Annotated in this window: 13 protein-coding genes; 9 read left to right on the forward strand and 4 right to left on the reverse strand. The window is 43.5% G+C overall.

Annotated features, from left to right (window positions below):
* The first annotated feature begins 1 nt into the window (after position 1).
* The 5 genes from era to F975_RS07110 are packed head-to-tail and all read left to right on the forward strand — an operon-like array spanning position 2 to position 3,388.
* On the forward strand, positions 2-1,021 hold the full coding sequence (gene era / locus F975_RS07090; RefSeq protein WP_171063169.1) for a GTPase Era: 1,020 nt from the start codon (positions 2-4) through the stop codon (positions 1,019-1,021).
* Between the two features lie 24 nt (positions 1,022-1,045).
* Positions 1,046-1,264 carry an NF038104 family lipoprotein gene (locus F975_RS07095; RefSeq protein WP_034425857.1) on the forward strand — a complete coding sequence of 73 codons (219 nt, stop codon included), beginning with the start codon at positions 1,046-1,048 and terminating at the stop codon, positions 1,262-1,264.
* Between the two features lie 8 nt (positions 1,265-1,272).
* Entirely contained in the window at positions 1,273-1,989 is a 717-nt protein-coding gene (gene recO, locus F975_RS07100; protein ID WP_004751743.1) for a DNA repair protein RecO, read from the forward strand.
* A gap of 14 nt (positions 1,990-2,003) precedes the next feature.
* Positions 2,004-2,732 (forward strand): pyridoxine 5'-phosphate synthase, encoded by a 729-nt coding sequence (gene pdxJ, locus F975_RS07105; RefSeq protein ID WP_004751745.1) that lies wholly within the window; start codon positions 2,004-2,006, stop codon positions 2,730-2,732.
* The gene (locus F975_RS07110) at positions 2,732-3,388 is read left to right on the forward strand and encodes a MiaE family protein (protein WP_004751747.1); all 657 of its coding nucleotides are present in this window, start codon (positions 2,732-2,734) and stop codon (positions 3,386-3,388) included. The genes pdxJ and F975_RS07110 overlap by 1 nt, the downstream gene beginning before the upstream one ends.
* A 184-nt stretch (positions 3,389-3,572) precedes the next feature.
* On the opposite strand, the gene F975_RS07115 is transcribed toward F975_RS07110, so the two are convergent.
* The 4 genes from F975_RS07115 to F975_RS07130 form a co-directional block, all read right to left on the reverse strand.
* Positions 3,573-4,199: an FMN-binding negative transcriptional regulator gene (locus F975_RS07115; protein ID WP_004751749.1), complete on the reverse strand. Its 627-nt coding sequence runs from the start codon at positions 4,197-4,199 to the stop codon at positions 3,573-3,575.
* 98 nt (positions 4,200-4,297) lie between these two features.
* Positions 4,298-5,614: an ammonium transporter gene (locus F975_RS07120; RefSeq protein ID WP_004751751.1), complete on the reverse strand. Its 1,317-nt coding sequence runs from the start codon at positions 5,612-5,614 to the stop codon at positions 4,298-4,300.
* A gap of 331 nt (positions 5,615-5,945) precedes the next feature.
* Entirely contained in the window at positions 5,946-7,262 is a 1,317-nt protein-coding gene (locus tag F975_RS07125) for an ammonium transporter (protein ID WP_004751753.1), read from the reverse strand.
* A gap of 109 nt (positions 7,263-7,371) precedes the next feature.
* Positions 7,372-9,777: a DUF1989 domain-containing protein gene (locus F975_RS07130; protein WP_004751754.1), complete on the reverse strand. Its 2,406-nt coding sequence runs from the start codon at positions 9,775-9,777 to the stop codon at positions 7,372-7,374.
* Between the two features lie 173 nt (positions 9,778-9,950).
* On the opposite strand from F975_RS07130, the gene F975_RS07135 reads away from it, so the two are divergent.
* The 4 genes from F975_RS07135 to F975_RS07150 all read left to right on the forward strand — a co-directional run bounded on the left by F975_RS07135 (position 9,951) and on the right by F975_RS07150 (position 13,218).
* Positions 9,951-11,126, forward strand: a complete 1,176-nt coding sequence (locus F975_RS07135) for a sensor histidine kinase (RefSeq protein ID WP_004751756.1) — start codon at positions 9,951-9,953, stop codon at positions 11,124-11,126.
* Positions 11,127-11,138: 12 nt separating this feature from the next.
* Positions 11,139-11,819: a response regulator gene (locus F975_RS07140; RefSeq protein ID WP_004751758.1), complete on the forward strand. Its 681-nt coding sequence runs from the start codon at positions 11,139-11,141 to the stop codon at positions 11,817-11,819.
* Between the two features lie 7 nt (positions 11,820-11,826).
* On the forward strand, positions 11,827-12,600 hold the full coding sequence (locus tag F975_RS07145) for a PAS domain-containing protein (RefSeq protein ID WP_004751761.1): 774 nt from the start codon (positions 11,827-11,829) through the stop codon (positions 12,598-12,600).
* 120 nt (positions 12,601-12,720) lie between these two features.
* A complete protein-coding gene (locus F975_RS07150; protein ID WP_004751763.1) occupies positions 12,721-13,218 on the forward strand; it encodes a cytochrome b in 498 nt (165 codons plus the stop codon).
* The last annotated feature ends 385 nt before the right edge of the window (positions 13,219-13,603 follow it).

Consider the following 13,603-nt stretch of genomic DNA (forward strand, 5'->3'; position numbering starts at 1 on the left):
GATGTCATCTGATCAACCAGACGATCAACCTGTGAAACCTGAAGATTCTGATTTGATTAATCAATTTTTTAGTTCACAAAATACCACGATACCTGCTGACTTCCGCAGTGGTTTTGTGGCAATTGTTGGTCGTCCGAATGTAGGCAAGTCGACATTAATGAATCACTTGCTTGGGCAAAAGCTGTCTATTACTTCACGTAAACCACAAACAACACGCCATAAAATTATTGGAATCGACACGCGAGAGAAATCGCAAGCGGTTTATGTAGATACTCCAGGGATGCACAAAAAAGAAGTACGTGCCATCAATAAAATGATGAACCGTGCAGCGCATTCAGCACTACGTGATGTGAATTTGGTGTTATTTGTCGTTGATGCGTATAAGTGGACACCAAATGATGACTTGGTGTTAGAGAAACTACAAAATGCACAAATGCCAGTGATTCTGGTCATCAATAAAGTCGATACGCTTGAAGATAAAAAATCATTGTTGCCACTGATTCTGGAGCGCGCTAAGCTCATGAAATTTGCAGAAATTGTTCCTGTTTCTGCATTGCGCGGCGCAAATCTTGATCAGTTACGTAATACCATTGAAAGTTATTTGCCATTTTCTGAACCATTGTACTCACCAGACCAGATTACTGATCGTTCTGAGCGTTTCTTGGCGAGTGAAATTATTCGTGAAAAAATTATGCGCCAGCTCGGTGAAGAGTTGCCTTATGATTTAACAGTACAAATTGAATCTTTCCGTACTGAAGAACCAACTGTGCATGAAAAAACTGGACGCTTAAAGCCAGCATGTACTTATATCGATGCGACCATTTTTGTAGAACGCCAAGGTCAAAAAGCCATTGTGATTGGTGATAAAGGTGCGAAGCTGAAACGTATTGGTATGGAGGCGCGCGTTGACATGGAAAAAATGTTCGAGCAAAAAATCATGCTGACGCTTTGGGTGAAAGTCAAAGGTGGTTGGTCAGATGACGAACGTGCATTGAAAAGTTTAGGTTATAGCGATATTTAATCGTTTTACCATAAGGGGAACAGCATGATGCGAGTAGGAATAATTTTGGCTGCTGTGATTTTATTGCAGGGCTGTATTACGAGCTTGGTGACTGTTCCCGTCGAGATTGCCTATAAGACCACCAAAGGTGTGGTCAAGGGCACAGCCGCAGTTGTACGTGCTGTGACTCCAGATGGGGATGATGACAAAGATAAAGAACAAGATAAACAAAAAGATCAACAAAAAGACCAAGAGAAAAATTAAACAGTTTCATGCGCAATGAAGTCTTACATGGGTATCTCATTCATCACCGAAAATACCGCGAACGTAGTCAGATTGTTCATATTTTTAGCCAAGAATATGGGCGAATAGATGGCGTATTACGACAAAACTCGCCACCACAATATCAGCCATTGCGCTTACAGGCTTCTGGCAAATCAGAACTCAAAAACTTTAGTCATCTGGAAATTCAGTCCCAACCGATTTTTTTTCATGGGGATGCTTTCTTTTGTGGTTTTTATCTGAATGAACTGATTTTACGTTTATGCCCATTAGAAGAAGCCTTGCCACAGAGTTTTTTGCAATATGCATCGGCAGTCCAAAATTTACAGCATTTAAATCTGCAAACTGAAACAGAAAAACCTATATTTTTAAAGCAGATTTTACGTCAGTTTGAGCATGTATTATTGCAAGAATTGGGTTATGCAATTGATTTTTCAAAAGATGCTAATCAGAATGATCTTGTGCCTGAAGCCTATTATCAGTTCCATCTCAATGAGGGCTTTTTACCTGCGGTTAGTCATAGCCCTGCAAACTTGCAAGGCGAAATGATTTTAGGCATGCAATCACATATTCAGGGTGGGGATTTTTCTGTACAGCAGTTACAATGTCTCACCAAGCTTTACCGACAAATGATAACCGCACTTTTGGGTGAGCGTCCCCTAAAAAGTCGGCAGTTGTGGATACAGCATCGTCAAGTTCAGAATTAAATAGGAAATACGTTATGGCTGCCTTACTGGGTGTAAATATTGACCATGTCGCGACTTTAAGACAGGCGCGTGGAACCCAATATCCTGATCCTGTCAAAGCTGCACTCATTTGTGAGCAGGCAGGTGCAGAAGGAATTACCTTGCATTTGCGTGAAGATCGTCGTCATATTCAAGATGATGATGTGCGTCGCATGCGCCCAGCATTGAAGACACGTATGAATTTGGAATTGGCAGTGACTGATGAAATGGTGGCATTTGCCAAAGAGATCCAGCCACATCATGTTTGCTTTGTACCTGAAAAACGTCAGGAATTGACCACAGAAGGTGGTCTGGATGTGGTGGGTAACTTTGAACATGTTAAAGCTGCGACTCAGGAACTCACTGCTATTGGTTGTGATGTGTCGTTGTTTATTGATGCGGATGTTGCACAAATTGATGCAGCCGTAGCCTGTGGTGCACCCACCATTGAGCTGCATACAGGTGCTTATGCCGATGCAGAAACCCCAGAAGCACAGCAACACGAATTGCAACGTATTATTCAGGGTGCTGAATATGCCGTGGCAAAAGGTCTGGTGGTGAATGCAGGTCATGGTTTGAATCTGGAAAATGTGGCACCGATTGCTGCGATTCCACAAATTCATGAATTGAACATTGGACATTCGATTATTGCAGATAGCGTATTTGTCGGTTTGGAACAAGCAGTACAACAAATGAAAGCCGCAATTCAGGCAGCGAGTGCATAATGTCAACGCCAGATTATGATGAATTGATGCAGCCTGTCATCGGTTTTTTAGGTTGTGAAACTCCTAAAGCATGGTTAGATGAAGCATTGAATAACTTAGAATTATTGATGCAAGATCATGCTAACTGTGAAAAAAAGGCTGCTGGAACAGCGATGAATCTGATGTTCCGTTATAGCTTCTTCACTGATTTGCAGGTCAAACTGGCACAGCTGGTACGTGAAGAAATGCTGCACTATGAACAAGTGTTAGAGTTCATGGCAAAGCGTGGTCAGGAATGGAAAGCTGTGAGTGCAGGGCGTTATGCGGGTGGTCTACGCAAAGAAATCCGCACTTATGAGCCTGAAGCACTGGTGGATGTTCTGATTATCGGGGCATTTGTAGAGGCACGTTCATGTGAACGATTCTATGCTTTAGCACCACTGGTTGATGAAGAGTTAGGGCGTTATTATCGCTATTTGCTCAAGTCAGAGTCACGCCATTATGAAGATTATTTGGCGCTTGCACTTGATGTGGCAAAAACTGCAAAAATGAAAAAACCTGAAGAAGATATTCAGCAGCGTATTGCACATATTCGTGAAGTTGAAAAAAAACTGATCTTAGATCCTGATGATACTTTCCGCTTCCATAGTGGTGTGCCTGCAACGGTTGCAGCATAAGTAAAACATATCAAAGAGCTTCTAAAGCTAATGCCAGTCAGTGAGAAAATTGACTGGCATTTTCTTTTTGAATTTTAACTTTTAAAGTCAGGTTTTGGAGTAAATATCTAAAAATTAAGGTGCTTATTGCAAAAAACCTTAACAGATTAACATTACAACCTTAAAGGTTTTTATCGGCGTAAATTTATTCTAATGTACTTTGTACAGACTGCGATAAAGCCAGATTGCCTTGTTCAGCCAGTCCTTTGACTACACCTTGACGATCTTTAACCGAACGGTTTTGGCTGATCTTGAATTTGCCTTGGAGGTCGGTGATCTCAATTTCAATCCCCACAATTTCACGTAGTAATTCAGCCACATAGTCTGCGGGCGCATCTGACATTTTCCACGGCTGTGGTTGAGTCGCTTCATGTTGGCGGGTTAGACGTGCCAATAAACCGCGTAGAAATTTTTCGTCATCATGAATACGGATTTTGCCGCGAACATGTACCACACGATAGTTCCATGTGGGTACAGCCCGATGATGCTGTAATTTTTCAGGATACCAGTTGGGCGAAATATAACCTTGATCAGCTTGGAATACGACCAAAACTTCATCTTGATCTTTGAGTTGTTGAAAAAGTGGGTTTTCACGGGAAATATGGGCTCTAAGAACACCTAAACTTTGGGTTTCTTGACAGAGTTCAAACGGAATATGATTGGCGTCGAGTCGTCCATCGTGCTGGGTCATCAGGCAGCCGAGAGCATTGTTATTGATTAAATCATATAAAGCATCTAAATTTTTTTCTTCAAACTGCGCAGGAACGTACATGTGATGATCCTTAAATATGCAAAACTTCAGACAAAAAATCCGCAGTGTTGAACTGCGGATATTGGCTTGAGTGTGGCATAGCCGATTACAATAAGCAATTAAGGATTATAGGCTTTTTCATTGTGATCGCTCACATCCAGGCCTTGCTGTTCTTGTTCGGTGCTGACCCGTAAGCCGATGGTTTTATCAAGCACAGTCAAAATTAGCCATGTGAAGAAACCGCAGTACACCACAGTTAAACCAATTCCCATGAGCTGGATAACAACTTGAGAGCCAATAACTAAATTGGCAATGTTACCGCCTAAAGCAGGTGCAGCGAAAATACCTGTCAAAACTCCACCGACCATACCGCCTATCCCATGCAAGGCAAAGACATCAAGTGCATCGTCAAAACCAAATTTGCGTTTTAGACCTGTCACTGCAAAGAAGCAGCAAACACTGGTGATGAGGCCGATAGCAATTGCACCAAATACTCCCACATAAGCTGCCGCAGGCGTAATGCCAACCAAACCAGCAATAGCACCAGAGGCGAGACCTAAAGAAGTAACATGACCTGTCATGGCTTTTTCAATCAACATCCAGCCGACAATCCCGCCGCAAGTCGCAATCATGGTGGTCATAAGAACCAAGCCTGCTGTGGTATTGGCTGCTAGTGCCGAGCCAACATTGAACCCGAACCAGCCAGCCCAAAGCAGTGCTGCGCCAATCATGGTAAAGACCAAGTTATGTGGTGGCATAGATGTGGTTGGCCAACCTTTACGCTTACCTAAAATCAGTGCCCCAACCAGTGCAGCAACTCCCGAATTGATATGTACGGCTGTACCGCCTGCAAAGTCGAGAACTCCCCAATTGTGCATGATTGCACCTGCACCACCCCAGACCATGTGTGCCAGTGGCCCATAAACTAAAATCAGCCAAAGTGCACCAAATAAAACCACAGCGCTGAATTTCATGCGCTCAGCGTAACCACCCACAGCAATAGCTGGGGTAATCATGGCGAAAGTCATCCCAAAGACCGCGATCACATATTCGGGTACACCCGCGATCAGTGTTTTCTCGTTAATTCCATGCATAAAAGCTTTGCTTAAGCCACCAACAAAACTGTACAAATTCAGCGAGCCTTCAGTCATGCCTGTAGTATCGGCAACCAAGCTATATACAAAACTCACCCATAAAATACCGACGACAGCAGCGATGGCAAAGAATTGCGAAAAAATCGACAGGATATTTTTAGCGCGAATCATGCCGCCATAAAACAGTGCCAAGCCTGGAATGAACATGATCAGCACTAAAATGGCAGAAATCATAACCCAAACTGTAGATGCAGCATCGAAGGGTGCATCTGCAGCAAATGCGTAGACGGGGGTAAACAGCAGGCTCCCCAAAGCCAATTTAACCAGAGAACGGGAAATCATAGATCCTTCCTGTATGCAAAAAGTTAGGCGAAGATGCGGTTTTAAAAATTAAAATATGTAGTTTGCTAATATTCTTTAAGAGAATATTAATTTCATTTTGGTTATAAGCAATTCTTGTACCAAATTTTATGAAAAGTGAATTTAATATAACGACTGAGAAATCAAAGGTTTGTTTTTAATAGATAATCTTGTCTGGATAAAGAAACAGCTATATTTTGTGAACAAAAAATGTGCATAAATACGTTAAAATAGTAGGGAGTTGCAATCAATTGGCGCAAAAAAATCGGGCAGAAGCGCAGCTTCTGCCCGATTGAAAAAGTATTTAAAATGTTTAGTTATAAGCACGCTCGTTATGATCGCTCAGATCGAGACCTTTTTCTTCCTGTTCATGCGAAACACGTAGGCCGACAGTCAGTTCGATCACTTTGAAGATACCCCAAGTACAGACTGCGCTATAGACAACAGTCACACCAATCCCGATGAGTTGTGAAATAAACTGTGTACCAAAATCCAGACCTGCAATATTGCCGCCCAATAGTGGTGAGGCAAAAATACCTGTCAAAATTCCACCGACCATGCCGCCAATTCCATGTAGGGCAAAGACATCGAGAGAGTCATCAATATTGAGCACGTTTTTAAGGCGAGTGACTGCATAGAAGCAGACCATGCCTGTGATCAGCCCGATTGCTGCTGCACCAAAAACGCCGACATAAGCTGCCGCAGGCGTAATGCCAACCAAACCTGCAATGGCACCAGAAGCAAGACCTAAAGACGTGGTGTGTCTGTCGAGAACTTTTTCAATGATCATCCAGCCTACAATGCCTGCACAAGCTGCAACTTGGGTATTCATCATGATTAAGCCAGCACTTGCATTGGCTGCAAGAGCAGAGCCGACATTGAACCCGAACCAGCCTGCCCAAAGTAAACCCGCACCGATGAAGGTGTATACCAAGTTGTGTGGGGCAATATTTTGGGTTTTCCAGTCTTTACGACGCCCGATGATCATCGCACCAACCAGTGCAGCAATACCTGAGTTGATATGTACGGCTGTCCCGCCAGCGAAATCGAGTACTCCCCAGTTATGCATAGCAGAACCAACACCGCCCCAGACCATGTGTGCCATAGGTGCATAAACAATGGTTGTCCAGAGAATCACAAAAATAACCATTGCACTAAACTTCATGCGTTCTGCATAACCACCGACCACAATCGCAGGGGTAATCATGGCAAAGGTCATGCCGAATACTGAAGTTACATATTCAGGAATATCGCCCATGAGAGACTGATCAGTGATGCCACGCATAAAGGCTTTGTCGAAACCACCAACAAAACTGGCAAGGTTAAAAGTACCGTCATGCATGCCTGTGGTATCGACAATCATGCTGTAAATATGGGTAATCCACATCAGCCCGATAATGCCCGCAAAGGCAAAAAATTGGGTACAGATCGACAGCACGTTTTTACTGCGCAGCATGCCGCCATAAAATAAGGCGAGCCCTGGAATAAACATGATCATGACAAAAACAATCGATGTCATGACCCATGAGGTCGATGTTTGATTTAATGTTGCTGTTTGTGCTGCCTGAGCAAATTGTGGCGACAACAATAAACAACCCAGAACTAAGCTCGAAATAGAACGAATATTCATATTTCTCTCCTCGTGTAATGATCACAATACGTTGCGTTTTGCCGAAACAAAACATCCATTTTTTGTAGATTGCCCAGTTCGTACTCGGCAATCAGGAGAATTGAAAAACTTAGGCACGTACCCGTGTGCGTTCGGGATCGTAAAACGGTAAATTGACCACTTTGGCTTTGAGGCGTTTCTTTTGCCCATCAAGCTTGCCAACTTCTAACGTGGTCTCGGCACTGGCGTATTGCGGGGCAACCCGACACAGCGCAATCTGTTTTTTCAGTAAAGGTGAATTGGTGGCACTGGTGACGACACCGACAGGATAGCGGTCGACATAAATCAGATCGCCGTGTTCGGCAGCTTCGTTTTTTTCCAAGATCAAGCCCACCAATTTATGCCGACTTTGTGAGGTCTGGTTTTGCATGGCTTGTTTACCCAAGAAGTCTTCTTCTTTACTTTTTAAGGGAACGGTAAAACCAATGCCTGCTTCAAACGGATTGGTTTGTGCATCAAATTCATGTTGTGCAAAAATCAGACCTGCTTCGATGCGCAGCATATCCAGTGCTGCAAAACCCATTGGCGCAATTTCAAAAGCTTGTCCTACCGACCAGATCGCATCCCAAACCTGTTCAGCATGAGTGGGGTGACACCACACTTCAAAGCCGAGTTCACCTGTATAGCCTGTACGTGAGACCATGACGGGAATGCCTTGGGCATTGCCTAAGCGCCCGATGGTGAAATGGAACCACGCCAGTTGATCAAGATTGGGTTGATGCTCAGGTGTCCAGATGAGTTGCTTGAGCAGCTCGCGACTGCGAGGCCCTTGCACAGCAACATTGTGAATTTGATCTGAAGAATGGCGAATACTGACCCGATATCCGAGTTCTTGAGCTTTTTGTTTCAGCCATGTGCCTGTGTATTCATCGCCACAGACCCAGCGAAAGTTATTTTCGTCCAAACGGAAAATCGTGCCGTCATCGAGCATACCGCCTGTATCGAGACAAATCGCAGAATAGGCAATTTCGCCAATTGCCAGTTTGCGTACATTGCGCGTCAACATGTATTGCAAGAAACTTTCGGCATCTGGGCCTGTAATTTCAAATTTGCGTAAAGCTGTTAGGTCAATCATCGCCACGCGTTCACGACATGCCAGATATTCGGCTTTGGCACCCCAGCCATGATACTCATTAGCCACCCAATAACCATGATATTCAACCAGTTGTGAGGTTAGGGCGGCAATACGGGAATGAAAGCCACTTTGTTTGGTCATGCGGGGCATCTCCTCGGGATGGGTACGGTACAGTTGGGAACGTGCAAATTGCTCGGATTCTGCATAAATTCGCACATGAATGTCGCTGGGAACCCAACCGTTGGATGGGTCAATGTCATCGGGGCAGGCGGATGATGCACAGAGCAGATCTTTGTGCGCACGCAGCAAAATATAGTCGCCCGCACGTGACCACGGCTCGTCCATGCTGATGCTGCCGCAGGGTTCAACTTGGGTGTTGTAGAAAAAATTAATGGCTGGCCATGCTGCTTTGGGAGCAAGTCCCAATGGATTTAAAATACGGTTAAAGTTGTCGGTACAGGAGATATGTCCAAAGTAGCCACTGTCTTCATAAAATTTTGGACTGCATGCGGTGAGAAACATGTCATGTCGCCCAACTGTATCTTGAACCACTTCAACTAAGGCTTGCATGTCTGTGCCATAAAATCGTGAGTGAATGCCTGGACTTGGCGTGCTATGACCCAGTAGTGTGCGTGTTGCGACTGCATCTAGTCCAATTTCCTGACCTTGAGCCAGTGCATTGGCATCAAAGGCTAAAAAGTCCGAGCATTGCTTGCCTGAAACATCAATAATCTGAATCCATTGTCCCGCTTTCACGCGATAGGTTTTTGCACTGGCTTTACTGACACGGATCTCCTGAATGGATTGTGCCAGTGGTGCAGGCAGATATTCAGTCTGCGGTTTGGCTTTATGAATTATCACTTGAACTTCGTCGATGGCATCCTGCTGATCGACCTGCATATTTTTGCCCGTATTGAGCACAATCACGGAAAGGGGTTCAGGCGCATGAAAACGAACTTGCTCAGTGTGTTGAACACGTAGCACCACGTCTAAATCTGTGTGAGCAATATTGAATTTTTGTAACTGGTATTCAAGACGCTGAGCAACGCTGTCTTGTTGCACAAGTTGTTCAAGCGTTTGTACTGCTGTTCCAATACCGATAATGCCATTTGGGCTGACCAGTTGCAGTAAGGGCAATTGGATTTTACCTTGTGCATTTCGTACCAAGATTTCAATGCCTTGACCTGTTGGAAGATGCAGTTCGAAGTCATCTTGAGCATCGAGTTCAAATATTGCTGCTGATTGTGGATCAACCCGTAACTGAATCTGTTGCAGTGCTGTTTGTAAATGAAAAAACTGCTCAGTTTCGACTGAAAGATGCTGTGATAAATTGCCCATATGCATTGCCTTTGCGCTGTTGTCCTCACTTGCATCACCACACGCCCATTTGCCTGTTGTCATGCCTTGATGAGTTTCAATATCGCCAGTTCAAAAACAGATCACAATTGCCCAGAATGATTACTCACAATGAGGTAAAAACTGATTTTGGCATGAATAATGCTCAAAATTTATAACTATCAAGAATAAAATGGGGCAAAAATGCAGTGGATTGGGCAATACGATACGGAACCAGCATGAAAGTTTGGCAGTCTTTGTCGCAGGTATGGCAAAAGCGTCGAACTGGCGCAGATGTAGCAGAAACCTCGCTGCAACAGCAGCTCTTGGCCGCAAAATTTGAGGTGGTATTGCTCCGACTGATGCTGAATATTGCCCGTGTTGAACAGCCTAATGAACAATTTCCTGCGCTATTGCATGATCTGCAACAACAACTCGACAGCACTTTTGCAATGCAGCATGTACCAAAACTGTGCTTTGTGTTGTGCTATCCATTTACACAGGAATGTTTTATTTACCATGCTCAAAGCACACAACTTGAACGACAAGATTTAAACCATATCCAGTCTGTGCTGTTAAATCAGACCTACTATGCCCAGTCACAAGTTGAGAACCAGCTACAGATTCAGAGCCATCAGGCGCGCTTGATAGTGCTTGGGCAAGAAATGGTGGTGTGGCGTTTGTATGTACAACAGATTAATGCAATAGAAAGCAGCATCCAGCCATATTTACAACAACTCGATGATGCCTTGCAACAAGGCTTTCAGCACTGGATTGAACAGCAACAAAAACGGCAGGCGATTTTACTCAAAGAGCGCCGTGAATTTGCTGCAGAACTGCATGACAGCATTGCACAGGTACTGGGTTTTTTACGCCTGAAGTCGGCACAACTGCATAGCCTTTGTAAAAATCAGCCAAGTTACAGCGCACTGTTACCACTGAGTGAAGATCTTGCCAGTTATACCCATTATGCCTATCAGCAAACGCGTGAATTGATCACGGCTTCACGTTTAGCCTATCAAGAACTGGATTTTGCTTCGGCACTAAAAAAAGTTATGGATGAATTTGCACATCAGTCCAGTATTTCCTTTGAGCTGGACAATCGTGTAGCACATCTGAACGTCAGTGCCAAATACGCCATGCAACTGCTCTACATTATTCGGGAAAGTCTGAGCAATGTGGTGCGACATTCGCATGCTTCAAGTGCGCAGGTACGCATTGAATATCTGGCTTCAGGAGCATTGCAAATCTGTATTTGTGACAATGGGCGTGGCATTCAGTTAAAGAACAAACGCAGTGACAGTTTTGGTCTGGAAATCATGCAGGAGCGGGCGGAACGTATTGGAGCAGAACTACGTTTTGTTGCCAATTCGCCGCAAGGCACCTGCGTCATGCTGCATTTAGAACAACATTAGAGGAATATGCCCATGTGTAAAGTCAGTATTGTCGATGATCACGCACTATTTCGCCGTGGTGTTGCCGATATTATTCGGCAGGAACAAGGCTATGTTGTACTTGCCGAATATGCGTCAGGTGCCGATTTTTTGCAGGATTTACCCGAACAATATCCCGATGTGCTGCTGCTCGATGTGCAAATGCCAAATGAGTCGGGTTTGGACATTTTAAAGCACATTCGCCAGAGTGATCAGGAGTTAAAAGTGATTATTTTAACGGCTTGTGAAGATGAGCAGGTGGTGATTGATGCAATACAGCTTGGCGCCAATGGATTTTTGCCTAAAGATACTTTGCCCGAAGTGATTTTACAAAAATTGCAGGATGTACTGGATGGGCAGATTATCTTACATGGGCAAGGCGTGAGTATTTTGGCGCGGCAAGTACGCCGTGTACAGCCGCAACTCAGTGAAGCTGAATCTTGGCAAATCGATCAGCAAGAACAACAAGATCTGGCAGATATGACCGCTCGTGAAAGGGAAACCTTATTGCTGATTGCCAAAGGGCTGAACAATAAACTGATCGCGCGCGAACTTGGAATCAGTGATGGTACAGTCAAAGTCTATGTCAAAAGTCTGCTACGAAAACTGAATGTGCATTCGCGTTTGGAGTTGTCGGTGTGGGCGCATCAACATCTCAAATCACTGCGGAGCTGAGGTGGATATGCTGAAACTGTTTCGCCGTCCTGCGCAGGTTTATCCTTTACAACTATTGCAAACTTACTGGTCGCCTGTATTTGACCGTTTTGCCGAAGTGGTCCTGATAGTTGATCAGTACCTGAATATCTATAAAAGTAATATCATCTGGCAGCAATTTAGCCGCACCGATGGTCGGGATTTGACTCAATGGTTGTACCCCGAAGATGTTTATCAACTCAAAAGTCTGCTCAGCTCGCCACAGTTGACTAAAAACTGTCGTATCCGCCTGATGGATGCCCAGCAAAACTTACGCTGGTTTGAGCTCTCGGCCAATTATTTGCTGAGTCAGCCCGATAGTCAGCAGTATTTCTGGTGTTTACTGCTGTCAGATCAGACCGAAAAAATTAAACAACAATATCTACAATCGGCACAGCAGCGGAGTCTCAATGACCTGATTAAGCGGTTGCCGATGATGCTGTACCGTTCCCGCAATGATTTCGACTGGACTATGGAATACATTAGTGATGGCTGTTTCGATGTGACAGGCTATACGCCTGCGGAATTACTCAATACGCCACGTTATGGCCAAATGATTCACCCTGAAGATGCACCTTCAGTATGGTCTGCGGTACAGGATGCACTGAATCAGAAAGAATTGTTCAATGTGATATATCGTATATTACCCGATGAAGAACGTGTGGTGTGGGTGCAGGATATTGGCTGGGGCGTTTACTCGGAAAGCGATATGATTTTGGCAGTTGAGGGAATTATTTGGTGTTCACAGTCGGCTAAATCCTAAGAAACCCTTAAGAATTAAGCCTATATACCTTTAATTTGTGTATTTTTTATTAAAGCGAATGTTATTCGTATATTGCCCGTGATTTAATCAAACTACAAATGTTGAATTTAAGAAATCACCATGATTAAAAAATATCCTAGAACTATGATGGCTATTCACTGGATTACGCTGATTGCTGTTGCGACAGCTTATATTACCAGTGGGAATCCATTAAAAGATCCTCAACTTGGAACAATTCATCTTCTTTCTGGCGGGACCGTATTTGTTTTATTTTGTTTGCGATGTATCGCTTTTTTACTGTTACATAAAGATTTTCCAAAAAATGAAATCATCAATAAACTACAAAATTTTCTATTTAAAACAGTCAAAGTGCTTTTATATGCGTTGCTCATAATTGTGCCTGTTTCAGGATATCTTGCTTTGTCGAGTATTGCAGACAGCTATTCACTTTTTGGTCAAAATGTATATGTCATTGAAAGTTTATATGGTGATTTTTATTTAGGGGACATTCATCAAGTGTTGGGTAATGTATTTGTTTCGCTTGTCGGATTTCATGCTTGTGCTGCCTTATTTCATCATTTCTTTCTTAAAGATAATGTTCTGAAGTCGATGATATAACGGGCTTGTTTGATTGATGAGTCATGTTTGGATTAGTCAAATGCGCTGATAAATCTATGCAACTTTTATGACTCAATAATACGCAATTATTTATTCTAAATCATGCATTTGAAATGCGCCTGAGCAGAATATGAAACAGGTAATTGTCGTTATTGGGGTGGGAACGATTGCTCAAGCTATTGCCCGACGCATTCGCATAGACAAACTCAAAACTTGATAATCTTACTCATCAGTCGAGATTTTTGCTTGAACCTGCCTTTTTAGGCAGGTTTTTTATTGCAAATTTTAAGAGCTGTTTTTCGGTATCCCATTTGTGTTACCCCGTCTTAGGAATTTCACGATCACAGACTTCGTCCTATGTTAATTGCATAGTGTTTCTACACTT

The organism is Acinetobacter brisouisimilis (genome assembly GCF_000368265.1).
Classification (GTDB): domain Bacteria; phylum Pseudomonadota; class Gammaproteobacteria; order Pseudomonadales; family Moraxellaceae; genus Acinetobacter.